22 protein-coding genes are annotated in these 23106 nt (G+C 58.0%); 3 read left to right on the top strand and 19 right to left on the bottom strand.

What is annotated here, in order from left to right:
• Nucleotides 1-2 precede the first annotated feature (2 nt).
• The 18 genes from icmH to tssA all read right to left on the bottom strand — a co-directional run bounded on the left by icmH (nucleotide 3) and on the right by tssA (nucleotide 17563).
• On the bottom strand, nucleotides 3-878 hold the full coding sequence (icmH, locus tag ACTWLJ_RS07690) for a type IVB secretion system protein IcmH/DotU (protein ID WP_401218701.1): 876 nt from the start codon (nucleotides 876-878) through the stop codon (nucleotides 3-5).
• 5 nt (nucleotides 879-883) lie between these two features.
• A complete protein-coding gene (gene tssK / locus ACTWLJ_RS07685) occupies nucleotides 884-2215 on the bottom strand; it encodes a type VI secretion system baseplate subunit TssK (protein ID WP_445180435.1) in 1332 nt (443 codons plus the stop codon).
• A 2-nt stretch (nucleotides 2216-2217) separates the two neighbouring features.
• Nucleotides 2218-2718, bottom strand: coding sequence for a type VI secretion system lipoprotein TssJ (gene tssJ, locus ACTWLJ_RS07680; protein WP_401221232.1), 501 nt, complete (start codon nucleotides 2716-2718; stop codon nucleotides 2218-2220).
• 5 nt (nucleotides 2719-2723) lie between these two features.
• On the bottom strand, nucleotides 2724-3920 hold the full coding sequence (gene tagH, locus ACTWLJ_RS07675) for a type VI secretion system-associated FHA domain protein TagH (RefSeq protein ID WP_445180434.1): 1197 nt from the start codon (nucleotides 3918-3920) through the stop codon (nucleotides 2724-2726).
• Nucleotides 3921-3938: 18 nt separating this feature from the next.
• A complete protein-coding gene (locus tag ACTWLJ_RS07670; RefSeq protein ID WP_108589157.1) occupies nucleotides 3939-4079 on the bottom strand; it encodes a type VI secretion protein in 141 nt (46 codons plus the stop codon).
• 192 nt (nucleotides 4080-4271) lie between these two features.
• Nucleotides 4272-5795: a sigma-54 interaction domain-containing protein gene (locus tag ACTWLJ_RS07665; protein WP_401221236.1), complete on the bottom strand. Its 1524-nt coding sequence runs from the start codon at nucleotides 5793-5795 to the stop codon at nucleotides 4272-4274.
• Between the two features lie 10 nt (nucleotides 5796-5805).
• Nucleotides 5806-8463: a type VI secretion system ATPase TssH gene (gene tssH / locus ACTWLJ_RS07660; RefSeq protein ID WP_445180433.1), complete on the bottom strand. Its 2658-nt coding sequence runs from the start codon at nucleotides 8461-8463 to the stop codon at nucleotides 5806-5808.
• A gap of 11 nt (nucleotides 8464-8474) precedes the next feature.
• The gene (gene tssG, locus ACTWLJ_RS07655; RefSeq protein ID WP_445180432.1) at nucleotides 8475-9482 is read right to left on the bottom strand and encodes a type VI secretion system baseplate subunit TssG; all 1008 of its coding nucleotides are present in this window, start codon (nucleotides 9480-9482) and stop codon (nucleotides 8475-8477) included.
• Entirely contained in the window at nucleotides 9446-11233 is a 1788-nt protein-coding gene (gene tssF, locus ACTWLJ_RS07650) for a type VI secretion system baseplate subunit TssF (protein ID WP_401221390.1), read from the bottom strand. Before tssF ends, tssG begins: the two co-directional genes overlap by 37 nt.
• Before the next feature lie 69 nt (nucleotides 11234-11302).
• The gene (locus ACTWLJ_RS07645) at nucleotides 11303-11725 is read right to left on the bottom strand and encodes a hypothetical protein (protein ID WP_445180431.1); all 423 of its coding nucleotides are present in this window, start codon (nucleotides 11723-11725) and stop codon (nucleotides 11303-11305) included.
• A complete protein-coding gene (locus ACTWLJ_RS07640; protein WP_401221396.1) occupies nucleotides 11722-11946 on the bottom strand; it encodes a hypothetical protein in 225 nt (74 codons plus the stop codon). Before ACTWLJ_RS07640 ends, ACTWLJ_RS07645 begins: the two co-directional genes overlap by 4 nt.
• Nucleotides 11947-11993: 47 nt before the next feature.
• The gene (locus tag ACTWLJ_RS07635; protein WP_225136803.1) at nucleotides 11994-12350 is read right to left on the bottom strand and encodes a hypothetical protein; all 357 of its coding nucleotides are present in this window, start codon (nucleotides 12348-12350) and stop codon (nucleotides 11994-11996) included.
• Nucleotides 12351-12355: 5 nt separating this feature from the next.
• A complete protein-coding gene (locus ACTWLJ_RS07630) occupies nucleotides 12356-13006 on the bottom strand; it encodes a hypothetical protein (RefSeq protein WP_098966309.1) in 651 nt (216 codons plus the stop codon).
• A 1-nt stretch (nucleotide 13007) separates the two neighbouring features.
• Nucleotides 13008-13532: a PAAR domain-containing protein gene (locus ACTWLJ_RS07625; RefSeq protein ID WP_401221400.1), complete on the bottom strand. Its 525-nt coding sequence runs from the start codon at nucleotides 13530-13532 to the stop codon at nucleotides 13008-13010.
• A gap of 11 nt (nucleotides 13533-13543) precedes the next feature.
• The gene (gene tssE, locus ACTWLJ_RS07620) at nucleotides 13544-13951 is read right to left on the bottom strand and encodes a type VI secretion system baseplate subunit TssE (protein WP_445180430.1); all 408 of its coding nucleotides are present in this window, start codon (nucleotides 13949-13951) and stop codon (nucleotides 13544-13546) included.
• A gap of 9 nt (nucleotides 13952-13960) precedes the next feature.
• Nucleotides 13961-15436 (bottom strand): type VI secretion system contractile sheath large subunit, encoded by a 1476-nt coding sequence (gene tssC / locus ACTWLJ_RS07615; protein ID WP_201236272.1) that lies wholly within the window; start codon nucleotides 15434-15436, stop codon nucleotides 13961-13963.
• A gap of 28 nt (nucleotides 15437-15464) precedes the next feature.
• Nucleotides 15465-15968, bottom strand: coding sequence for a type VI secretion system contractile sheath small subunit (gene tssB / locus ACTWLJ_RS07610; protein WP_129386638.1), 504 nt, complete (start codon nucleotides 15966-15968; stop codon nucleotides 15465-15467).
• A 32-nt stretch (nucleotides 15969-16000) separates the two neighbouring features.
• The gene (tssA, locus tag ACTWLJ_RS07605) at nucleotides 16001-17563 is read right to left on the bottom strand and encodes a type VI secretion system protein TssA (RefSeq protein ID WP_445180429.1); all 1563 of its coding nucleotides are present in this window, start codon (nucleotides 17561-17563) and stop codon (nucleotides 16001-16003) included.
• 715 nt (nucleotides 17564-18278) lie between these two features.
• Between tssA and tssI the strand changes: the two genes are divergently transcribed.
• From tssI to ACTWLJ_RS07590, 3 genes are read left to right on the top strand one after another with little or no spacing between them, the layout of a single operon-like run.
• The gene (tssI, locus tag ACTWLJ_RS07600) at nucleotides 18279-21638 is read left to right on the top strand and encodes a type VI secretion system tip protein TssI/VgrG (protein ID WP_445180428.1); all 3360 of its coding nucleotides are present in this window, start codon (nucleotides 18279-18281) and stop codon (nucleotides 21636-21638) included.
• A complete protein-coding gene (locus ACTWLJ_RS07595; RefSeq protein WP_445180427.1) occupies nucleotides 21631-22302 on the top strand; it encodes a DUF2931 family protein in 672 nt (223 codons plus the stop codon). The genes tssI and ACTWLJ_RS07595 overlap by 8 nt, the downstream gene beginning before the upstream one ends.
• A gap of 13 nt (nucleotides 22303-22315) precedes the next feature.
• Nucleotides 22316-22672 carry a hypothetical protein gene (locus ACTWLJ_RS07590; RefSeq protein WP_445180426.1) on the top strand — a complete coding sequence of 119 codons (357 nt, stop codon included), beginning with the start codon at nucleotides 22316-22318 and terminating at the stop codon, nucleotides 22670-22672.
• Between the two features lie 96 nt (nucleotides 22673-22768).
• Here the strand turns inward: ACTWLJ_RS07590 and ACTWLJ_RS07585 are convergent, their stop codons facing one another.
• Complete coding sequence (locus ACTWLJ_RS07585) at nucleotides 22769-23044, bottom strand: HU family DNA-binding protein (protein WP_003213368.1); 276 nt, start codon at nucleotides 23042-23044, stop codon at nucleotides 22769-22771.
• Nucleotides 23045-23106: the final 62 nt, after the last annotated feature.

Raw genomic sequence — 23106 nt, 5'->3', positions numbered from 1 at the left:
GTTTACGGCTGCGACTGCGGTTGGACCGCGGCTGGATCAATCGGCTGATAGGGTTGCAGAACGGTGTCGCGCTGCTCGCCCAGGACCCAGGCAAAACCCGAATACATCACCACCAGACAGACGAAAGTGAACAACACCACCATCCACGCCGGCACGATGCGCACCAGGTTGCGACGTTGATCGTTCAGGCCTTCCCAGTGCGGCGACAGCTCACGCGGCACGTCGCCACGCAGTTGACGGATCTGGCGGTACAAGGCGTCACGGATGCCTTCGAGTTCGAGCATGCCGCGTGCCTGCACGCGGTACTTGCCTTCGAAACCGAGGGACAGGCACAAGTACATCAGCTCCAGCATCGGCAGGTGCTTGACCGGGTTTTTCGACAACCGATCGAGCAGCTGGAAGAACTTCTCGCCACCGAAGGTTTCGTTGTGGAAGGAGCTGAGCAGGCTCATCTGCGACCACTCGCTTTCGTTGCCCCACGGCGTGGTCACGACGGCTTCGTCGACCACGGTGCAGAGCACGTAACGGGCGGCCATCACCTGGCTGCTTTCGGCGCCGTTGTGCAGGGCGCGCACTTCAAACAGCTTGAGCCCGGCGGTCAAACGCTCGTTGAGCGCATAAAGGTCTTCGCGGGTTTCGCTGTGCTTGAGACGCACCACTTCCGAGAGCAGTTCGGACGACGCCGCCACCAGCGAATTGAGGCTGATGTTGAAGGCTTCCGCCGGGCGCAGACGCGCGGCGTAGATCATCCGTTCTTCCAGTTGTTCGAAGCGCGGAGGCGCGGCGAAGTCGGTCAGCGGACTCGATGCCGGGCCGTGGCCCTGACGGTCGAGCAGGACGGTTTTATCGTCCTGATTGTGTTCCATGTCCTTGATCATGTCGGTCAGTTCCTGATGGCCCAGAATTTCAGTTCAAGCTCGGCGAATTCGCCGGACACGTGGAACGCGAAGCCGCCGGAGCGCTCGAGTTGTGCCAAGTCTTCGGAACTGAGTTCGAGAATGAAATAGGTTTTGTTCGAATGGAACGCAATCTGCCGCGGGGCCACCGGCAACGGTTTGACCTTGATCCCCGGCAAATGCAGGTTGACCAGTTGGCGAATACGCTCCACCGGGCCGACCTTGAGGTGCGCCGGCAAGCGGTGGCGCAGTTCTTCGGAATCGCAGTTGGCACTGGCTGCCAGCACGAACGACGCCGAGCCCAGCAGTTTGTGGTCGTGCAACGGCGACACGATGATCCCGTACTGACGCGCTTGCAGGATCAGTTCGATGGCGTGCTGTTCGAGCACCATCGACAGCACCTGACGGATCGCTTCCATCAGTTTGCGGAAACTCCCGCCCTGATCGGCGTGCGAGTAACGGCTGTCCAGACGCGGACGTTTGCTCTCGCCGGAGAAGGTCGCCAGATCGCCGAGCATGGTCAACAACGTGCGGTACAACTCTTCCGGGTGCACCTGCTCAAGACCAAGGTAATGACGCAACAGCAGCTCGGTGCGGTTGATCAGTTGCAGCATCATGAAGTCGCCAACCTCCGCGCCGCCGACCTTGCCGTTGGAGCGAATCCGCTCGGCAATCGTGTCGCCACGGTGGTTGAGCATGCTGATCACTTCTTTCAGGCACGACAGCAGATAGCTGGAAGCGTGCGCCTGAATGTAGGTCGGCACGAAATCCGGATCGAGGCTGATCACGCCGTCCGGCGTGGTGTCGAGCACGTCGCAGATCTTCAGCTTCACGTAGGCCTGATCGCTCTGTTGCTCGCCGAGCAGCAGTTTGAAATCCGGGCGGCCGCAGCTGACCTGGCTTGCAGAATCGTCACCGGCGTTGGAGTCGGCGACTTCGGCGTCATACGCGGTAAACCGCGCCAGCACGTCGGACTGCTCCGGACGACGCGACTCGATGTGGTTACCGGTAACCAGCGGCAGCGCCAGATAGATTGGCGTGTTGCCGGTGTTCGGCGGCACGTCCAGCGCCAGCGGCTCGGTGTTGCCGCCGAGTTCGAACAGGCTGCCGTCCGGCAGAATCCCCGAGGCTTCACTGATCACCAGTTTGCCCATGTTGAGGAACTGCAAGTCGATCTCCAGATTGAGGAAACCCCAGGTGTAACTGCCCAGCAACTGGGTGCGGGTTTTCATCTGGTGATCGTAGTAGCGATCGTTGTGCTGGAAGTGCTGCGGACGCAGCAGCATGCCTTCCTGCCAAATGACTTTATGGGTATTCATGTTCAGTCATCCGCCTTGGCGAGCACTTCATTGGTGTTGCGGATACCGGCCTGATCAAGCGTCAGATCGGCGTCGGTAAGTTCCAGCGGCGTGATCTGCACGGTGTAGCGCCACTTGGTATCCGGCAGGTCGCGGTAAGCGGCGAGAATGCCGACGTAGCGGCTGCCCTCCTCCACGCTGAGTTTCAGTTCCACGGTTTCACCCGGGCGCAGTTCGAGTTCTTCGCTGGCCACCAGATCCGGGTTGAGGGATTCCTTGGCGCGCTCGTAGAGGCTGAAGAAGTCAGCGTTCTCGAAGGTCACCGGGTGTTTGAGTTCGAACAGACGCACAACGATTGGCGACGGACGCCCGTTGAGGTCCGGGTTGAGCTGATCGCTGCCGGTCAGTTTCAGGTTGACCTTGGTCACTTTCGAGTACGGCGACAACGACGAGCATCCAGCCAGCAGCACCAGTACGGTGAGCGCAGTCAGCGTCTTGAAAAAAGCGGTCGAACGGCGAGACATGCGCATCATCCTTGGTGGTCGGTGTGGAGGGTGGAGATCAGGCGGATCTGTTCTTCGTAGGCCTGAGCGAAATCGCGGGCCAGCAGACGCTCGCTCCAGTCATCGTCCTGACGCAGTGCCTGGTGATAACGCCCGAACGCTCTCCAGCGTCCGCCCGAGGTGGCGAGCAACGGTTTGTTGTCGCGCTCGAAACGCAGGGTCAACTGCTCCGGCGAGAAGTGCTCCAGCGTGCCGCGAACGGCGGCGCGGCTGGCGGTCAGCAAGGCCACCTGATGCGCCTGCAAATCACGGAACGCACGGGACACCGCTTGCTCGGCCGGCAGATGCCCGGGCTTGTGCGCCTGCAACAGAATCTCCAGTGCTTCGCTCGGATCGACAGCGAATTTCAGCGGATTCTTGTTGGTGCCTTGCACGGTGGTCTGGGCCAGACGCAGTTCGTTTTTCAGCTCGGAACGAGTACGCAAGCTCTGCTGCAAACCGCCGATGCTCTGACGCAGCAGTCGTGCGGCGTTGAGGGCGAGCGCTTCGCGGGCATCGTGATCGAGGCCCTTGAGATCGACACCGAGCGCTGCACCGAAGTGGTCCCAGAAACCTTCGCTCTGACGCTCGACGGCTTTCGGGGCCGGAGCAGGCGCAGGTTCGGCGGGAGCGGCGATCAGCTCCGGCACCATCAGGCTTTCCATGTCGATGCGCGCATAGTCGGCGCGCTGACGGCTGTCTTCGGGCGCGGTGTTCGGCGCCAGCAGTTCGTCGATTTCCGAGTACACGCGCTCTTGCTGTTCGAGCGCATTGAGTGGGTCAAGGTCGAGAAACGCGTCGTCCGGAATGATGCTGCCAGCAGCACGCGGACGGCCGGCTTCACCATCGAAGGTCGCCGGGTCACGCACCAGTCGTGCACGAATTTCGAAGTCGCCGAGCACGTAGGTGCTGCCGTGCTCGATACGCACGGGCTCGCCTTTGTTCAGACGTGCACCGCTGCCGCCATCCTGAATCCCGTTGCTGCTGCTGTCGGTCAGGAAGAACACACCTTCGCGAAAGCTGACAATCGCGTGATGGTTCGACAGATGACGCTTGCGGTCAGGGATGATCCAGTCGCAGTCCTCGCCCCGCCCGATCACGCCACCGGCCTGTTTGAAGGTCCTCTGGCACAGCTCGGTGGGCACGAACTGCTTGGTGTTCAGCATTTCGAAAACCAATTCCATGTTTGATGCTCCTTGCGGTCACTTGCCGCGATTGACCGCTTGCGGATCACCCAACGGGCGATAGTCGTTGTCGTTGAATTTGTAATTGCCGCTGCAACCGCCAAGGCCGCATAGAACGACGAGGGTCAGCAGGGCAGCGTGCCAGTGACGAACAGACATCAGAAGGTCTCCAGGTGTAGACAAAGCACAAAGCGCCGACCCTTGCGGGCGGCGCTGTTATAAGCGAATTCATTCTTTGGGGAGGCTCTAAACCAAGGCCTGGAGCCGATCCCCTGTGGCGAGGGGAATCCCTTCACCACAGGGGAATTGCTGGTCATCGGGGATCTGCGAATTGCAGAAATCAATTTCAGATCAGCCATCAAAGTCACCCAGATTGATATTCAGGCGCCCGAGGCGATAAAGCAGCGTTCTGCGTGGCAGGCCCAGTTCGCGGGCGGCCAGGGTCTGGTTGCCGTCGTTCTTGCGCAGGCAATCGAGCAGCAGACTGCGTTCGACCTGCTCCAGACGTTCGCGCAGATTCAGGCTTCCAGCGTCATCCGGCATCGGCTCCGTCAGGCGCAGCGAAAAATGCTCGGCCAGCAACTCGCCGCCCTCGCACAACAGCACCGCTCGCTCGACCAGTCCTTTGAGTTCACGCACGTTGCCGGGGAAGGCGTAGCCGGACAGGTGATCCAGCGCCGCATCCGACCAGCGCACCGGGTCACGCTGCAAGAACGCGCAGGCTTTTTCGGCGAAGTGGCGGGCCAGATCGAGGATGTCGTTTTCGCGGTGACGCAGCGCCGGCAGTTCAATCGGAAATTGCGCGAGACGGTAGTACAGGTCCTCACGGAATTTGCCTTCGCTGACCAGCACCGCCAGATCACGGTGCGTTGCGGCAATGATCCGCACATCGATCTTGTGCGTATCGTTGGAACCCAGCGGACGGATCTCGCCTTCCTGCAACACGCGCAGCAGCTTCGATTGCAGCGACATCGGCATGTCGCCGATTTCATCGAGCAACAGCGTGCCGCCATTGGCAGCATCGAACAGCCCCGGACGGTCTCGGTCGGCGCCGCTGAACGCGCCTTTGCGATAGCCGAACAACTCGCTTTCCAGCAGGTTTTCCGGAATCGCCGCGCAGTTCTGCACGATGAACGCCTGGGACCGACGCGGGCCGCAGTCGTGGATTGCGCGGGCCACCACTTCCTTGCCGGTGCCGGTCTCGCCGCGCAACATCACGGTGTACGGGCTGTGCAGCACTTTGCTGATCAGCGAGTAAGTCTGGCGCATCGCCGCGCTCTTACCGATCAAGCCATAACCACTGACACTCGGCACACTGCGGCTGGCCGGCGCCTCGACGCCGACTGGCTGACGCAGCCGTTGCAACAAGTGCAACTGACCCAGCACGAACGAGCCGAGCTGGCCGAGCGAATCGGCAAACCCTTGCAGCTCGACGCGATGACGACTGGCGCACAGCAGCAAGCCTTCGACAGCCTTCTGCTGATTGACCAGCGGCACGCACAGCAACGATTGCCACGCCACCGATGTGGCCGGCAGAAAACTGGTTTCGTGCAGGCTGCCGCCCAAGTCGCCAAGGCTCACCACGCGGTTCTGGCACAGGGCAAATTGCAGCAGTTGTTCACCGTTGTAGTCGGCCGGCAGACTCGCCGCGCCGCGTGGTTGCAACACACCGTCGAGGCACTCGGCGTTCATTCCGAGGCACGTGTGCGTGGCATCGAGCAGGTACAACTGCGTCAGCTCGCAACCGCTCAGTTCGGCCAGACCGCGCACGAAGTCACCCAGCAGCGCAGCACCGTCGGCCGCGCGCGACAGGCTGGCGAATTGCGCCAGCAAGGCTTCGGCGTAAACCAGTGGTTGCGGCACTTGAGTGAACATCACGCCCACCTCAGACGAACTCGCACGTCACGCTGGCGTTGCCGTCGAGCGTGGCATGCACACGCTTGAGGCTTTCACCGGTAGCCATCGCGTCGAGCAGACGATCCGCTACCAGCGGCAGTACGTGCTGATCGAGCAAATGATCGATCAGGCGCGCACCGCTGTCGCTTTGCGTGCAACGCTCGGACAGATGATCGACAAGGTTCTGGCACCAGCTGAAATCCAGCTGACGACGGTTGAGACGCTCGCCGAGACGACCGAGTTTGATCTCGATCAGCTCGCGCAGCACCGGGCCGCCGACCGGGTAGTACGGCACCACTTTCATCCGCGCCAGCAGCGCCGGTTTGAAGTGTTTGCTGAGCACCGGGCGAATGGTTTCTTCAAGCACTTCGGCAGTCGGCCGTGCGCCGTTCTCGCAGAGGTCGCTGATGCGGTCGCTGCCGAGGTTCGAGGTCATCAGAATCAGCGTATTGCGGAAGTCGATCTCGCGACCTTCACCGTCGTTGGCCACGCCTTTGTCGAAGATTTGATAGAACAGGTTGAGCACGTCCGGATCAGCCTTCTCGACTTCATCGAGCAGCACCACCGAATACGGCTTCTGACGTACCGCTTCAGTGAGCATGCCGCCTTCGCCGTAACCGACGTAGCCCGGCGGCGCACCGATCAGGCGCGAAACGGTGTGTTTCTCCTGAAACTCGGACATGTTGATGGTGGTGATGAAACGATCACCGCCGTACAGCAAGTCGGCCAGCGCCAGCGCAGTTTCGGTTTTGCCGACACCGCTCGGGCCGACCAGCAGGAACACGCCAACCGGGGCGTCAGGCTTGTTCAGGCCGGCAGCGGTGGCGCGCATCGAGCGATCCAGCGCGTGCACGGCTTGTTCCTGACCGCGAATACGCGTGCGCAGATCGGTGGCGAAACTTGCTACCTTGGCGTTGTGCTCACGGGCCAGTTGCGCCAATGGCACACCGGTCCAGGCGCTGATTACTTCGGCGACCAGACGCGGGCAGACTTCGAAGCTGACCAGACGCTCCTTGACCTGCACGGCGGTCAGCGCGCTGTGGGTTTCGTTGAGTTGAGCTTCCAGCGCTTCGACGCTTTGGCCTTCTTCGACTTCAGCGGCGAGGGTTTCGATCACGGTGCCTTCGGCGTCTTCCTCGACCGTGACAGTCGGCTCGACGGCGGCGGCTTCACGGGCCTTGGCCAGTTGCTGACGCAGTTCCAGCAGGCGCTCGGCCAGTTGCTTCTGTTCAGTCCACAGAGTTTCCAGCGCGACCATTTCGTTTTCGGCTTCGTCCAGACGCGCTTCCAGTGCATCCAGTGCTTCGTGGTCGATCAGCAGACCGGCTTCGGCATCGCGACGCAGCGCCTGACGCTGACGACCACCTTCAGCCAGTTCACCACGCAGGCGCTCAAGGCTTTCCGGCGCAGCAGCGAGGCTGATGCGCACGCGGGCACAAGCGGTGTCGAGCACGTCGACGGCTTTGTCCGGCAGTTGGCGGCCGGCCAGATAACGGGCGGACAACTCGGCAGCCGACACCACGGCGTCGTCACGCAGGTAGATGCCGTGGCTCTTCTCGTAAACCTGAGCCAGACCACGGAGGATGGTCACTGCTTCGCTGACGGTCGGTTCGTGCAGTTGCACTGGCTGGAAACGACGGGCCAGCGCCGGGTCTTTCTCGAAGTATTTCTTGTACTCGGCCCAGGTAGTCGCGGCGATGGTGCGCAACTCGCCCCGCGCCAGTGCCGGTTTCAGCAGATTGGCTGCGTCGGAACCACCGGCATTGCCGCCCGCACCGATCAGGGTGTGGGCTTCGTCGATGAACAGAATGATCGGTTTTGGCGACGCTTTGACTTCGTCGATCACGCCTTTCAGGCGACGTTCGAATTCACCTTTGACGCTGGCGCCGGCCTGCAACAGGCCCATGTCCAGCGACAGCAGCTCGACGCCTTTGAGCACTTGCGGCACTTCACCGGCAGCGATGCGCGATGCCAGACCTTCAACGATGGCGGTTTTACCGACACCGGCCTCACCGACCACAATCGGGTTGTTTTTACGGCGACGGGCGAGGATGTCGACCATCTGCCGGATCGCGCCATCGCGGCACAGCACCGGGTCGAGTTTGCCGTCGCGGGCCTGTTGGGTCAGGTTGTGGGTGAAGCGTTGCAGCAGCGACTCGCCTTGTGCGGCCGGTTTGCCATTGCCCGCCGGTTGCTCCTGTTGTGACAGGGCAAATTCTTTCAGGCGATCAATGTTCAGTTTGGCGAGCAGCGGCTGATAGCGGCTGCCGGCATAACGCATCGGATTGCGCAGCAACGCGAGGATCAGCGCCGCATCCTCAACCTGGGTCTGGCCCAGTTCAAGGTTGGCCACCAGCAACGCGTCTTGCAGCCATTGCACCAGTTCCGGGGCGAACACCGGGTTGCGCGAGGCGCTGTGCTCGACCCGCGATTGCAGTGCGGCACTGAGTTCGCCGGCATCGACATCGGCGTCTTGCAACGCGCGTGCGAGCAAGCCGTTCGGACGCTCCAGCAAACCGAGCATCAGGTCTTCGACGAGGATCTTGCTGCCGCCACGGGCAACACAACGTTCCGCCGAACGTTCCAGGTCACGACGGGTTTCGGCGTCCAGCGCCTGGATGAGTTGTTGCAGGTCTACGTTGATCATGGCTCACGTCCTTAATGAATTTTGCTGCCCAGGGTCACCACGCCGTCTGCTTTCTCGCAGCCCAGCCAACTGGTCCACCCAAGGCGACAGTCGTTCTTCTCACCAATGCGCAGTTCGCGGATTTCTTCCGGGCGCAGCACCAGGCGAATGTCGTAATCGAGCGGGTCACGCAAGGTGAACCGCACCAGCGCGCAGAGCGGCTGGTACCCGAAACCGATCGGCAGGAATTCGTGGAATCGCTCCCAGTCGAGTTCGGTGATGTGAATGCGGAACTTGCCGCTGCGGTCGCGCACATGTTCGCCGAGCACCAGGTCTTCACCGAGCGCGCTGTTGGCGCGGCCGAGGCGATTGCGTTGCTCCTCGAGGATCTCCACGCGGCGCTCGATGCACTGCTCGATGACCAGGTCTTCGTGCTTGAAGTAGTAACGCAGCACCGCCTCGATCAGCGCCGCCGAGTGCGCCCGCAAGCTGAGCAGGCCGAGGTACGGCAGCAGGCGCTTCCAGTTCAGTTCCTTGGCCTTGCGGATGTCTTCGCCACCCAGACCGATCAGCGCGAACAACTGCGCCGAGAACGGGTCGAGCGCACCGCTCTGGAAGCTTGCGCGGTAGCGATATTTGCGCCAGATCGGCAGCATCAGGCGTTGCAGGCGATGGTGGAACAGGTCGAGAAAGTTGCGGGTCGGGTTGCCGTCCTCGCTGTCGCCCAAGGCCTGTTCGCCATAGAACGCCGGCAGCGGCGAACCCGAACCGACCAGGCCGATCAGGTTGAACCGCAGGCGCGCGCGCATCTGCCCGTGCTCTTCGAAAAACTCCACGCGATCAACGTCGCTGCCGGGAAAGCCCAGGCTCGGGTTGGCCTGGAATTCCAGCTGGTCGTACAGATCGTCTTCGCTCAGGTACGGGTGCGCATCGCGCAGCCGGTCGATCACCAGCAGCACGGCCTGAAACAGCGAGTACTCGCGTATACCCTTGGTCAGCCCGCTTAAAGCAGGGGCTGAAGGCCCATACGTGGTGTCCATTGGTACACCTCTCCCTGTGTGCTTTTTACCCGCAGCTCGTGGAATGAATTGAGACTGGCGTAAAGCGCGAAAAACTCGTTAAGAACCGAGGCGAAAACGAACAGGTCGCCCTCGCCGATATACCCTTCCGGGTCGATGGTCAGTTCGGTGCGCAAACCGCGCACCGGCAAGCCACGGTGCAACCGGTCCACGTGGTGGTGCTTGATGTTCTTGAGGCCGCCGAGCAGGCGTTTGCTGACCTTCTCCGCGTGCTGGTCGTAGTAGCGAGGCAGGTCGTAGGTTTCGAGAATCACCTTCAGCGCATTGACGTCGGCCAGCGACAGATAGTTGAGCGACATGTTGCTGATCAGCTTCCACAGGAAGTCACGATTCAGCGGTGGCGCAAAACTCGAAGTGGCCGGGGTGATGTTGCGGAAACTGAGGAACTCCGGGGTTTCCTCGCACGCCATGCAGATGTCGCCCAGCTTGAGCTTGCGCGGCAGGTTCTGGTTGGTGCACATCAGCTCGATCGACAGGGTTTCGTGGGCTTCGGTGTGACGAATGCCGAAGCTCAGGTAGGTGTCGAGGCCGTCGTGCAACAAGGATGAACGTTGGCGAATGCTGTAATGCGGACGGCTGTTGGGCACGTCGAAACTCGGGTCGTGCTCGAAGGATTCGAACGGCACGTATTCCTGATAACCGAGGCCGCCGGGCTTCCAGCCAGTCACGGTTTCCACCGAGAACACACCGCAGTTTTCCTGATCGTATTCGGCCGGCAGCAGCAGGTATTCGTCCTGCTTGCCGTCGAGACGAATCGGCAGCGCATCGTGCTTGAACAGGTTGACGATAGGCGTACAGAACAGCTTCACGTTGTCCAAAGTCGGACGCATGCGCATGATGCCGCTCTTGCGAATATCGAAGCGCAATTCCAGGCCACGCATCTGCTTGAGCGTGTCTTCCGGCAGCGCCTTGAGAATGTCCAGACCATGGACGTCGACGAACAGGAACTTGTCCTGGAAGGCGAAGTATTCCTGCAGATAGCGATAGCCCCGGAAGGTGTTCAGCGGATACGGGATCAACGCTTCTTCTTCGGCAAAGCCCACCGGTTTGACCCGGTCCCCGGGAATCTTGAACGCCATCGGCTTGCCGCTGACGCCATCAATCGGCTTGCCGGCGCCGTCGAGCGGGATCAACTCGATGCCTTCCAGATTGCGCAACAGGCTCAGGTAAAGCATCTGGCTGATGTAGCGCTCACCGGCAAGGTGCAGGCGCAGCTTGCTCAGTTCGAGCTCGCCGAGATGACCGTCGGCGCTCATTTCCAGACGCAGGCTGAGCAGCGAACCGTCGCCCTTCACCGAGTAATTCAGCGCGGCCAGATCCAGCGGCAACACCTCGGTCGGGTAGCAGGTGCGAAAGCGGCAACGCACGTCTTCAATCGGTTTGCTTTCAATCGGCGTATCCCGCTCGACCTTCAACGCGGGCCCGGAACGCTTCAACGGATCGAACTGCAGAATGCTGAACGCCGGCAGCGGCCGCATATAGTTCGGCCACAGCAACTGCATCAGCGAATGGCTGAGTTCCGGCAACTCGTCATCAAGCTTCTGCCGCAGGCGCCCGGTCAGAAACGCAAAGCCTTCCAGCAACCGCTCCACATCCGGGTCCCGCCCGGCCTGCCCCAGATACGGCGCCAACGCCGGACTACGCTCGGCGAAACGGCGACCTAATTGGCGCAGTGCGGTGAGTTCGCTTTGGTAGTAGTGGTTAAAGGACACGGGTTACCTGCCTGGTAGTGGAACTCATGGAAATACGGAGCTGTGGATTACGCTCGACGCCCGACCTGGTCATTGGATTACACCTGCAGGCCGACCTGGCTGAATACGACCTGAGATGTTTCGCAAAGCCCAACGCAACTCGATGACTTGAGTGGTGAGGATCGCCAGCAACGTGACGCAGCCTTGGGCCACGCCGTAGAACAGGGCTCTTAACGGGTTGTCGGGTAGCATCCCGAGCAGGATGAAGCCCACCATCAGAAAAAGGATGGCCAGCTTGGCAACCAGACTTCGAATCAGCGCAACGATCAGGTTGACGCCCAGAAAAATGTAAAACAGTGCGTAACTCGCAATGCCGATGGCGACACCATGGGAGGTAAATCCGCCGTTAAAAAGCCTGTAAGCATGCACAACCGCGTCATTCAAAAACGCATAAGCCACGCATCCGAGGGCGTGGATTAATAGGCATAGGGCGAGACGAACGTAGCTACTCATGCAAGCCTCAAATTCCCATACCACGAACCAAAGCCATGGATAGCAACAATGGCTACCAGAACCGAAAACGTCATCACACGGTGCAGGCGCGAATTCCGAGCAGCGGGAAAAATTGCTGCCGCGAGTAAAAAAAAGCTCAACAGGGCCAGCCAGCCGAACAGGTCGCTGTCGGCAACAAAGGCGAGGTAGCCTTGAATTTCACCTGCTTCAGATATTTTCATCAGCTTCCAACGTATACCCAAGAATGTCTTTCAATATTTGCTCATAGCTATTTCGCTTTAGCTTTTTCAGAACTTAGGACTTTGCGTTGCTGAAGATAAATAACACCTTCTCCTGAAAAGGCAATTACACTGTTAGATGTGAGTGGCTCGCTATTCTCGTCTCCAAACTTGAGCCATCCTTCATCCCACAACTCACCACTTTCATGCCTGACTTGAACGAAATAATATGGAGGTTCTGACTTAGTCACTTCAATGTATTGACCTCCATCAGCACCACCTCTCCAATGAGCATTTGGATATTCGCTGAGTACATGCGGCTTATCTTCTGAAAAATCCATAAAAAACATTACCCCGAATGCTATCAACAGAGACAGTGCACCAACGGCCATCAGAAAACGCTTCAACCAGATCAATCTTTTATCTCCAACGTATCGCTGCTGAATGTGTAATCCAGATCTGGCTTTGTTTCTTGGAAATCCTCCATATAATCTTTTGGTATCACTGCAAAATAGGATCTTTTAGGCGCACCGAGATCCAGACTATCAACTAAATCAGCCACAAACGTCATGCAGTTGTGGCTTCTTATGCTGTACGGTTCTCTATTCATGTTGTCGTTGTCTTTTTCTTTATTTTTAAGCCACGCTTCGGCCTGAGAAAAAGCGGCCCCCCTGAGTACAACCCCAGACACATTGCTCGACTGACCATAAGCTAAAGACATACTTCTCAACGTTTTTTTGAGTGATGACTCAGTAATCGCTCCGCCTTTGATCGTCACATTAGGAACAGGGCGTAACCTCACAATTCCCGGTGGACCTGCTCCTTCATAACGCCCGTACTCTCCGTACTTCGTCAGCCCCGTTTTACCGTTGACAATTAGTACACCTGCGTGACCTAGGTCAGAGAACTTATGACTAATACCCAAAGCCTCCACATGAATTTTGTAGTCCGGAAACACAACAGGAATCACAAAATCATGATCACTTACCAAGTAAATTTGTACTGGGGTCTTATCCTTAGCAGGAGTGGTCGCTACAGTTGCGACTTTTACGGCTTGAGGCATTTCACTCTCCCCTAACCAACCAGTTTGGTATAGCCGAAATTTGTATATTTTGGACTTGAGCTTTTGAGCCCAGCGACTTGGATAGTCCGGTATCGTCTGTTACGCCTCGAATTTCCGAACCATCCTCAAGCGTAGCGGTGTATGCAATATTTTTAAGTGGGGCTCCCGATACTGGGTCCATTAACTGAACACGTACATCAAAGCCAAATATGTTCAACGGAATTGGTGGCACAAACGGCGCCGGCGAGTGCGAATTACCGATAATCACTGTCCCGGAACCTGCCGTGACTTTATTGCCGTGAGTACCAACCGAACCTACGATCGCAGCCGGCTTGCCATTGATCAAAACCGTGGTCGCCAGATCGCCGACCAACGCACCACCACACGCCGAGGCATCGCCTTGGCGGGCGGCCGCGAGGCCGTCGAAGAACACGTCGCCGGAACCGGCGGCGATCGGGTTTGTGCCGTGGCCGGGGAGCGGGCAAGCGGTTGGGTCGGATACACGTGCTGCTGGTTTGCCAGACATCGGGGTTCTCCTTAGTTGACCTTGACTTGACCGCTGCCATCCAGGCGCGCGGAAAAACTGACCTGTCGCTTGAAACCATCAACTTCCAGCAGGCCTTCGATGCTGAAGGACAGGCGAAGCTGATCGTGGTCACGCGGCAGGGAAATGACACGCACGTTGCTCAGGCGCGGTTCGTAGGCTTCGATGAAGCTTTCGATGGCCAGGCGGGCCTGACTCAGGGAGTCGTGCAGGCTCAGGCGCATGTCATTGAGATCGGGCAACCCGTAGTCGGACAGCGTTTGCACACTGCCGGCCCGGGTGCTGAGCATTTTGGCCAGATGGGCAGCCACAGACGCCATGGCGGAAACCTCGAGGCTCCTGCCATTACGTTTTTCAGCATCGCCATTGAGGCGTTCGAAAAGGCTGCCGTATCCGTCCATGAGTCGCTCTTACTCTTTGTCCAGCTTGCCAACCAGCGACAGGGTGAAATCGGCACCCATGTACTTGAAGTGCGGACGCACGTTCAAGCTCACGCGGTACCAGCCTGGCTCGCCTTCAACATCGCTGACGATGATTTGCGCAGCGCGCAGCGGACGACGGCCACGTACTTCGGCGCTCGGGTTTTCCTGGTCGGCAACGTACTGGCGAATCCACTTGTTCAGTTCCAGCTCGAGGTCGGTACGTTCTTTCCACGAACCGAGTTGCTCGCGCTGCAGCACTTTCAAGTAGTGAGCCAGGCGGTTGACGATCATCATGTACGGCAGTTGGGTGCCGAGCTTGTAGTTCAGCTCTGCTGCCTTGCCTTCTGCGCTGATGCCGAAGAACTTCGGCTTCTGCACCGAGCTTGCGGAGAAGAACGCCGCGTTGTCGGAGCCTTTACGCATGGTCAGGGAAATGAAGCCTTCCTCGGCCAGTTCGTATTCACGACGGTCGGAAACCAATACTTCGGTAGGAATCTTGGTTTCGATTTCGCCCATGCTTTCGAAATGGTGCAGAGGCAGGTCTTCAACAGCACCGCCGCTCTGTGGGCCGATGATGTTCGGGCACCAGCGGAATTTGGCGAAGCTGTCGGTCAGCTTGGTGCCGAACGCGTAGGCAGTGTTGCCCCACAGGTAGTGCTCGTGGCTGTTGGCAACGGTTTCCTTGTACACGAACGATTTGACCGGGTTTTCTTCCGGATCGTACGGGTTACGCAGCAGGAAACGCGGCACGGTCAGGCCAACGTAGCGGGAGTCTTCCGAGGTACGGAAGCTCTGCCATTTGGCGAATTGCGGGCCTTCGAAGTGGTCTTTCAGATCTTTCAGATCCGGCAGGCCAGTGAAGCTTTCCAGACCGAAGAACTTCGGACCGGCAGCCGCGATGAATGGCGCGTGAGACATGCAGGCTACGCTGGAAACGTACTGCATCAGTTTCACGTCCGGCGAGCTTGGGGACATGTAGTAGTTGGCGATGATCGCGCCAACCGGCTGACCACCGAACTGGCCGTATTCAGCGGTGTAGATGTGCTTGTACAGGCCAGACTGCATGACTTCCGGCGAGTCTTCGAAATCGTCCAGCAGGTCGTCTTTGGAGACGTTGAGGATTTCGATCTTGATGTTTTCGCGGAAGTTGGTGCGGTCGACCAGCAGTTGCAGACCACGCCACGACGATTCCAGAGCCTGGAAGTCCGGGTGGTGCAGGATTTCGTCCATCTGGCGGCTGAGCTTGGCATCGATCTCGGCGATCATGCGGTCAACCATGGCTTTCTTGACCGGCTCACCGTTGTTCTGCGGCTTGAGCAGCTCTTCGATGAAAGCCGACACACCGCGCTTGGCGATGTCGTAGGCTTCGTCGTCCGGCGTCAGGCGGGTTTCGGCGATGATGCTGTCGAGAATGCTGTACTCGCCGTTGCCGGCGCTCTTCTCTTGTGCTGCGCTAGTGCTCATTGTGTTGGCTTCCTTGGCTACTGGAGTCTCAAGCGTCCGTGGCTGCGGCGTTCAGGCCCAGCTCACCGAGTACGCGACCGCGGGATTCGTCGTCGGCGAGCACGCCTTCGATGGCTTTACGGAACGCAGGTGCGTTACCCAGCGGGCCTTTGAGGGCCACCAGCGCATCGCGCAGTTCCATCAGTTTTTTCAGCTCAGGCACTTGCTCGACCAGGCTGGCCGGGTTGAAGTCCTTCATCGAATTGACGCGCAATTGCACAGCCAGCTCGTCGGCTTCGCCGTCTTCCTGCAGACGGTTCGGCACGCTCAGCGTCAGACCCAGTTCCTGCTTGGCCAACACTTCGTCGAAGGTCATCTTGTCGATGCTGATCGGCTTGCGATCTTCGATTTTGCGATCGTCCTTGCGGTGGGTGTAGTCACCGATTGCCAGCAGTTTCAGCGGCAGTTCAATCTCTTCCTGAGCACCGCCGGTGGCGGGTTTGAAGGTGACGTTGATGCGTTCCTTGGGGGCTACCGAGCCTTCTTTGGCCATGGCTTTTCTCCTTGCGGTTGTGGCCCTGGGGCCTATTCGAGTACCACTTCGAGATCGAGGTGGCACAGCCTGCGATAAATCTCTTCCTTGCGTTCACGCACTGCATGGTTCTGCGGTAACAACTCGCAGCAGCTATGCAGCAGGTGCAGCACTTCCAATGCAAGATCGGGCTCCCAGGCGTGCAGGCCTGAGTCCTGTAAAGTCTGATCGAGTGTTTCGAGCTGGTTCTTGGCCAGTTCGTATTTCTTGGCCATGAAACACAGCCGGCCGAGGGCGAACTGCCAGAAGAAACGCTCGCGCCCACCGTGGGCGGATTGCAGACCCTGCTTGAGAATCTGCACGGCAGGCTTGAGGCCTTCCTTGCGCAGAACCGGCAGGACTTCTTCGAGGGCTTTTTCCCAGGCGGGCTGAGTCTGGACGTCGTCGGTTTCAACCTTTCGCGGCGCACTGGCGCTTTGCAGGTGCGGCATGACGTTGCCGGCGATCCACGCCCGGGTGGACGGATCGGCGAACGGCGCACCGTCATGGAAACGGCATTCGATGATGCCGGGCAGGCGCTGAACCAAAAGCGCGAAGTGGATCTCCACTTCGCGCATAGCCATCTCGGCGTTGAGGTTCTGGAGACATTCCCAGACCATCCTCTGGCCATCGAACCAGAACGGCGCCTTCGCCAGGCTCGCCTCCAGTTCAACCAGCAGGTCGGCGTATTTGCCCTGATCGAAACGGTCCTGATACTGCTTGAGTTTGTCCGCAGGCAGACCGCGCAGCACGGTGATCTGCTCGGCGTTGCGCTCCGGCACCGCGTCAATCGGCAGCCAGAGCAAAGTACGGTTGAGGCGCAGGGCGCGCAGGTCGGTGGCTTTCTGCTTGAGCCACCAGGCACACAACGGACGCGCGCTTTCCTGCTGGGCGCGAAGAGCCTTGTAGGCTTCTTTTTCGTTGTCGATCGGTGCGCCGGGCGTGAGCAACTGGCTGGCGGCCTGCTTGACCTGCGCCACCGCCGAGCCCATCACGCCGGGTGCCGGCTGGTTGTCGGCAGCGCGCTGGATCATGGTTTTCAGGCGACGGGAAAGCGGCAACAGCAGCGGCGCGTCATCGCCCAGATGCTCGGTGCACGCGGCGTCGAGACCGGCCAGATGCTCGGACAACTGCCGGAACATCGGCAGCTGTTCCTTGATCGCAATGTTTTCGGTGATCACCTGCTCCAGACGCGGCACCAGCCAGCCAATGGCGGCAGCACGGGTCCGGGCTTTGAGTGGGTGAACGACAGGCCAGTTGTTTTCCGACAGATGGTGCAGCAGACCGAGGCCGGCCAGCAGGCCGGGGAAAGATTCACGCTGGTACAGAGACCACGTCAGCCAGGCGCCGACACGCAAATCCTTGGATTGGGTACGCAGCAGATTTTCGCTGTTTTCACGGATTTTCAGCCAGTCGATCTGCCCGCTTTCGTGCATCGACGAAGCCTTGGCCAGCTCGCTTTCCAGTGCCTCGAATTCGCTCGAAAAACGAACGTCTTCGCCCGCGAAATTCTCTTTGGAAACAGAGACTTTTGCGAGTTCGAGGTAATGAGCGGAAAGTTTGCTTGAGTAGGACATCCATGGCCTTTAAGTTTTGATGACGGTCATACGCCTGTTTGGAATTTCAGCGGCGCGGACAGTATCGAAGAGCTGTTGGAGACTCATCCAATTGAGTGTTTGCTCTTTCAAGTGGGCGCATCGTAATCACAATGATGGCCACTAGCAAGCATCTGATCAAACAACAAGACGAAGTGTTCATTGCCCTGCGTAAGAGATCGCCCTATATGTTGCAGGGGGTTCCCTGATGTCGGCTTATATTGTGTACATTTGCCCTGCCCCCTCGAAACCCTTGCTCCAGAGCGGCCCGCTCGACCTCGATGGCTTCGCGCAGCACGCCGGCTCCATTACACGGCGGCAAGCATGACCATTCTCGAAAAAAATAGAAGTAGGATTCTTCCTAAAATTCATTGGATTCATAAAACAATTACCGCTGACAACAGCGCACAACAAAAGTGCCATCAATGTGATGGCATTTCATTTCGTTGAAACTTACACAGCCTCGGAAAACACTGCACTTTCGTGCTAACTCAATAATTATCGAATTACTTTCCCACAGTCATTTCCTTCAACCCACACCACACTTTCACGCCCGGAATGCTCTGACAAATGTCAGAGATACTTCTTACATCAATTTATTTCCTGCGTTGCTAGCTTGCCTTGGCAAATTCTTTTCGCGTGGCGATCAGGGACGATCGAACACCGCGCATCGACTCACTTGCTTAAGGACAAGCGTATGTTCAGTACGGGCACTTGCGCGCCTTTTACCTTGCAAATTCCCGGAGTTCGCCACGACTTCAAGGTGTTGGCATTCGATGGTGATGAAGCCATCAGCAGCCTTTACGCCATCCGGATCAAGCTGGTCAGCGAACGAGCGGATATCGACCTGGAAGGCTTGCTCAGTCAACCGGCATTTCTGCAATTCGGGTTCAACAACGAGGGGATTCATGGACGCATTGAGGATGTGAGCGTTGGTGAGACAGGACGACGGCTGACGCACTATCAACTGACGCTGGTGCCGGCGCTGCACTATTTGCAGTTCAGTCATGATCAAAGGATTTTTCAGCACCGCACGGTGCAGCAGATCATCGCGCAGGTGTTCAAGGATCACGGCATTCAAAGTGATGCGTTTACCTTTCATGTCACCCCGAACCCGCCACGCGACTATTGCACCCAGTATGCGGAAAGCGACTTCGAATTCATTCAGCGCCTGTGCGCCGAGGACGGAATCGCCTGGCATCATCAGCATTCGGCGGACGGGCATTTGCTGGTGTTCACCGATGACCAGGTATTTCTCCCCACGTTGGGTGCGACACCGTATCAGCAGGACACCGGCATGGTCGCCGAGCACCCGGTGGTCAGCCGGTTCAGTGTGCGTAACAGCACTCGCACCAGCACCGTCACCCGCCGCGACTACGACCTGAAACGCCCAGGTTTGTTGCTTGAAAGCCGCTTCACCGCCGAATTCACTCCAGCCCTGGAGGACTACCGTTATCCGTTGCTGATCGAGAACGAAAAGCGCGGCAAGCAAATTGCCCGTCAGGCGCTGGAGCGGCATCGCAGCGACTATGAACTGGGTGAGGGTGAAAGCGATCAGCAGATCCTGCGCTGTGGGCACCTCTTCGATCTGACTGAACACCCGCGCAAACAGTGCAACGACTTGTGGCTGTTGCTCAGCGTTCAGCACGATGGGCGACAACCACAAGTGCTCGAAGAATCGATCCCCAGTGAAATCAAAGCCGCCGACGGGTTCACCCAAGGCTATCGAAATACCTTCAGCGTGATTCCCGCAGAAGTTGTTTTCCGCCCGCCGTTGCCAGCGCGTCGACCACCACTGGTGGCTCAGACCGCACGAGTTACCGGGCCGGCGCACGAAGAGATCTACTGCGATGAATTCGGGCGCGTGAAGATTGAACTGCCGTGGGATCGCGCCGAACTGAACAGTGAGCGCAGCAGTTGCTGGGTACGTGTGGCGACGGGGTGGGCCGGGGATCACTTCGGCACCGTGACCCTTCCGCGCATCGGCATGGAAGTCGTGGTGACCTTTCTCGAGGGCGACCCTGACAAACCACTGATTACCGGCTGCGTGGCAAACAAATCCACCTTGCCGCCCTACTCCTTGCCCGATCACAAAACCAGAACCGTACTGCGCAGCCACAGCTCGCCCCATACCGGTGGCTACAACGAACTGTCGATAGAAGATCGCGCCGGGCAGGAGTTGATCTACCTGCGTGCACAACGCGACTTGGCGCAGAAAATCGGTAACAGCATTCAGTTGGAAGTGGGCAACGAGCGCCGTGAAACCATCAACGGCAACAGCCACACCAGCGTTGGAAAATCCCTCGACATCGAAGCCGGCCAGCAAGTGCATCTCAAGGCCGGGGCCAGTGTAGTGCTGGATGCCGGCGCCAGCATCACGCTGAAAGCGGGCGGTCATCACATCGTGATCGATGCCGACGGGATTTTCACCAGCACCGAAATCGAGACGGGGCGCAAGCCACCGGACAGTGCAGGCACCCATCTGCTCCTGCCTGGGCTGGATGGCATGTTGTCCGTTGCGTCAGCTCCAGCAGCACAGGCACAGGCACGTGTAGAGGAAGAACTCGAAGAAGAGGAAGAAGAAGTCGATCTGGAGGACGAAACGCCTGGGGGTATTACTTTGCGTATCGGCGTGTTTTTTGATGGGACGGGGAACAACAAAGCCAACAGCGAGACAGTCGCCGCTTGCTATGCGCCGGATGCCAATCTGGCGGAAGCGGCTGAAGAGATTCAGAAACACTGCGCCACTTATGGTTATGACGGGGACGGGAATTCGCCGGATAACAGCTATGGGAATGATGTGAGCAACATTGTTCGGCTGTATGAGCTATATACGGACCATGCTTTCGAAACCCTGCCGGAGAAAGCGAAAAGCGCTTCTTTGCGTGTGTACATCGAAGGAATTGGTACTACAGCTGACGGGAGTGACTCGATTTACGCTCAGGCAACAGGCAGAGGTGATACAGGTGTGTCAGCCCGAGTTGAGCAGAGTCCTGAAAAAATCATTGGTCGAATGCGATTGCTGATTGAAAAGAATCCAAATGTACTCATGGAAAGCATCGAGGTTGATATTTTTGGGTTCAGTCGAGGTTCGGCAGCGGCTCGACATTTTGCGAATGAGATACTCAAAAATGAGCGCAGTTCTCTCGCAAACGCTTTGCCGGCGGGCTCTCCGGGTTTTTCCAGCAGCTTTGACTGGAGCCAGAAATCGAGCATCGCCATCAACTTCATTGGCCTGTTTGATACCGTCACGGCAATCGCCAACCCATGGCTGCTGGACTTTACTGGCGCCAATAGCAGGAATCCCTTCGTCGATCTGAAACTGCCAGACGGTTGCGCCAACAAAGTGGTGCATTTGGTTGCACGTGATGAGTTTCGTGAAAACTTCGCGCTTAACAGCTTAGGTGACATTGATCTGGTTTTGCCCGGCTCACACTCGGATCTCGGTGGCGGTTATTTACCCAGAGCTAAGGAAAAACTCCTGCTGAGCAAACCGATCACCAGCACCATTAGCCGAGATAAGGAGAGCGCCCGCAGTGCAGCATATGTTGAAGCCGAGAAAGAAGCCTTTGCATGGTATGCGAAGGGAGTCATAGAGGATGACTCCCCAGGCAGCCAACTGCGGGTGGCATTCTGGGAAAAACCCGTAAGTCAATCATCAGAAAAAGGCAGTTTCAGGCAGGAACCTCAGAAGCGGGTTTATGCTGCAGCCAGCATTGAACGCCCGGTACATGGTGAACTGTCGTTAGTGTATTTGCGCATCATGCATGAACTTGCAGTCCGAGCAGATGTGCCTTTCAAGGTCATCCCGGCAACGCCAGCTCTAAAACTGCCCGAAGAGTTGATCCCCATCCATAAGAAACTTCAGGCGTACGCCTTGGGTGAGTCTTCCGTTGAAGGACTGACTATCAAAGAAAGGGCACTGTTACGTAGCCGCTATATCCATCTTTCCGCTAACTGGAACGCAGCCAAGGATTTGAATAGCAGCGACATGAACATTGTGTTTATCAACCGCCCCAGTAAGAACAAGCAACGAGTGGTGCACCCCCATGACTAACTTCATTCGCATTTTCAAAAAAGGCAAGAGCCTTCTTTTAGGCTTGTTACTGGCCGGCTGCGTACAAGAGGGCTCTCATGCTGCGGGTAACGTGCCATGGTTTCTTGGCTTTGGAGCCCCGGACTACATGGAGGTCTGGATTGAAACCGCCGACGTCGTAGATGTTCGAGAACGGGTGTTCCGGCGTGTTGGGGCCGGAATTGCTTCGGTAAGAGCTCCCGCTGATTACAAAGGCAAGCCCGCAGGTTGGCCCGAAAACCCCGGAAGTGGCGCGGGTCGTGATGTCACCGGCGCCGACCTGCCTCGCTTGATCTACGTACGCTGGCAGTCTCTAGCGGAGCCTCAAACCTATGAGGCCTATGTCATCATTCCCGAAACTGCCCGGGAAATCATGCGCAAACCCGAGCAAGCATTCTGCAGACTTGATGGTAAATGGATCACTGACTACCGCGACGACATCGGAATTGGCTTGGCTCCCGGCGGCATTGTGAAGGTCTGGCTTGGAGGGACTTGCCTCAAGTCTGTCGAGATAGCTCGGGTCGAAGGAAGTGTATTGAAGGAAGGTCCGTATCAAGGAAAAAATGAGGGGCACTATGCCTTGCCTCTATCACTTGAATCCAAAGCCTACATCGAAAAATACGGCATCCCCTACGGGAGCTGGTAAGGAGCATTACCTCATGGAATTGAAACCCCTGTTTTTTGCAGCACTGATGTGGCTTCCCGTCACACAAGCCTCAGCGGACACCCCGCCAATGGACGGCCATTACTATCTCTACGGAGCAATGGAAATGGGCGCCGAGTTGTTACTGCGCCAGGACGGCACCTTTGACGCAGGCGTGGCGTACGGCAGTGCCGACGGTTTCGCCAAAGGCACCTGGACAGTGCAGGACAACATGTTGACGCTGAACAGCGAAACCAAAGCGACCTCCAACAGCGATTTGTCCGCCTTGTTCCAGGATCTGCAATTGGCGATTGAGCCAAACTGCCTGGCTGTGGATTTTGGCAACGGCAAAGCCTGCTTTCGACGCAACTGAGCGCATCCATCAAGCATAAAAAATGGGCACCCGACCGCAATCGGTGTGCCCATTTTTTATTGCGGTTCTCCTCGCGATTCGAGGAGTTCGCCGCAATTAAGGATTAACGCTGTCTTTCAACGATTTGCCTGGCTTGAACGCAACGGTGTTGCTGGCCTTGATTTTCACCGGCTCGCCGGTTTGCGGGTTTTTGCCGGTGCGGGCGCCGCGGTGGCGTTGCAGGAAGGTGCCGAAGCCCACCAGCGTGACGCTGTCCTTGCGGTGCAGAGCGCCGGTGATTTCTTCGAGAACGGCGTTGAGAACGCGGTTGGCCTGTTCTTTGGTCAGATCTGCTTTTTCAGCGATTGCAGCGGCGAGTTCTGGTTTACGCATTAGTGAAGCCCCTTTGACGGTTTTTTGTTGTTATGTCCGTGCTGTTCTCGTTGGAACAGCGC

It is taken from the genome of Pseudomonas sp. McL0111 (assembly GCF_052567255.1).
Note: the sequence above shows the minus strand (reverse complement) of the source record. Positions and strands in the feature narration are given on the sequence as shown.

Coding starts and splice junctions, on each gene's coding strand:
- ACTWLJ_RS07595 (WP_445180427.1), top strand. CDS start 21,631: ATGACTAACTTCATTCGCATTTTCAAAAAAGGCAAGAGCCTTCTTTTA.
- tagH (WP_445180434.1), bottom strand. CDS start 3,920: ATGGAATTGGTTTTCGAAATGCTGAACACCAAGCAGTTCGTGCCCACC.
- tssB (WP_129386638.1), bottom strand. CDS start 15,968: ATGGCCAAAGAAGGCTCGGTAGCCCCCAAGGAACGCATCAACGTCACC.
- ACTWLJ_RS07645 (WP_445180431.1), bottom strand. CDS start 11,725: ATGAGTAGCTACGTTCGTCTCGCCCTATGCCTATTAATCCACGCCCTC.
- tssE (WP_445180430.1), bottom strand. CDS start 13,951: ATGGACGGATACGGCAGCCTTTTCGAACGCCTCAATGGCGATGCTGAA.
- ACTWLJ_RS07625 (WP_401221400.1), bottom strand. CDS start 13,532: ATGTCTGGCAAACCAGCAGCACGTGTATCCGACCCAACCGCTTGCCCG.
- ACTWLJ_RS07665 (WP_401221236.1), bottom strand. CDS start 5,795: ATGTTCACTCAAGTGCCGCAACCACTGGTTTACGCCGAAGCCTTGCTG.
- ACTWLJ_RS07640 (WP_401221396.1), bottom strand. CDS start 11,946: ATGAAAATATCTGAAGCAGGTGAAATTCAAGGCTACCTCGCCTTTGTT.
- tssK (WP_445180435.1), bottom strand. CDS start 2,215: ATGAATACCCATAAAGTCATTTGGCAGGAAGGCATGCTGCTGCGTCCG.
- ACTWLJ_RS07585 (WP_003213368.1), bottom strand. CDS start 23,044: ATGCGTAAACCAGAACTCGCCGCTGCAATCGCTGAAAAAGCAGATCTG.
- icmH (WP_401218701.1), bottom strand. CDS start 878: ATGATCAAGGACATGGAACACAATCAGGACGATAAAACCGTCCTGCTC.
- tssG (WP_445180432.1), bottom strand. CDS start 9,482: ATGGACACCACGTATGGGCCTTCAGCCCCTGCTTTAAGCGGGCTGACC.
- ACTWLJ_RS07590 (WP_445180426.1), top strand. CDS start 22,316: ATGGAATTGAAACCCCTGTTTTTTGCAGCACTGATGTGGCTTCCCGTC.
- tssJ (WP_401221232.1), bottom strand. CDS start 2,718: ATGTCTCGCCGTTCGACCGCTTTTTTCAAGACGCTGACTGCGCTCACC.
- tssC (WP_201236272.1), bottom strand. CDS start 15,436: ATGAGCACTAGCGCAGCACAAGAGAAGAGCGCCGGCAACGGCGAGTAC.
- ACTWLJ_RS07630 (WP_098966309.1), bottom strand. CDS start 13,006: ATGCCTCAAGCCGTAAAAGTCGCAACTGTAGCGACCACTCCTGCTAAG.
- tssI (WP_445180428.1), top strand. CDS start 18,279: ATGTTCAGTACGGGCACTTGCGCGCCTTTTACCTTGCAAATTCCCGGA.
- ACTWLJ_RS07670 (WP_108589157.1), bottom strand. CDS start 4,079: ATGTCTGTTCGTCACTGGCACGCTGCCCTGCTGACCCTCGTCGTTCTA.
- tssA (WP_445180429.1), bottom strand. CDS start 17,563: ATGTCCTACTCAAGCAAACTTTCCGCTCATTACCTCGAACTCGCAAAA.
- tssH (WP_445180433.1), bottom strand. CDS start 8,463: ATGATCAACGTAGACCTGCAACAACTCATCCAGGCGCTGGACGCCGAA.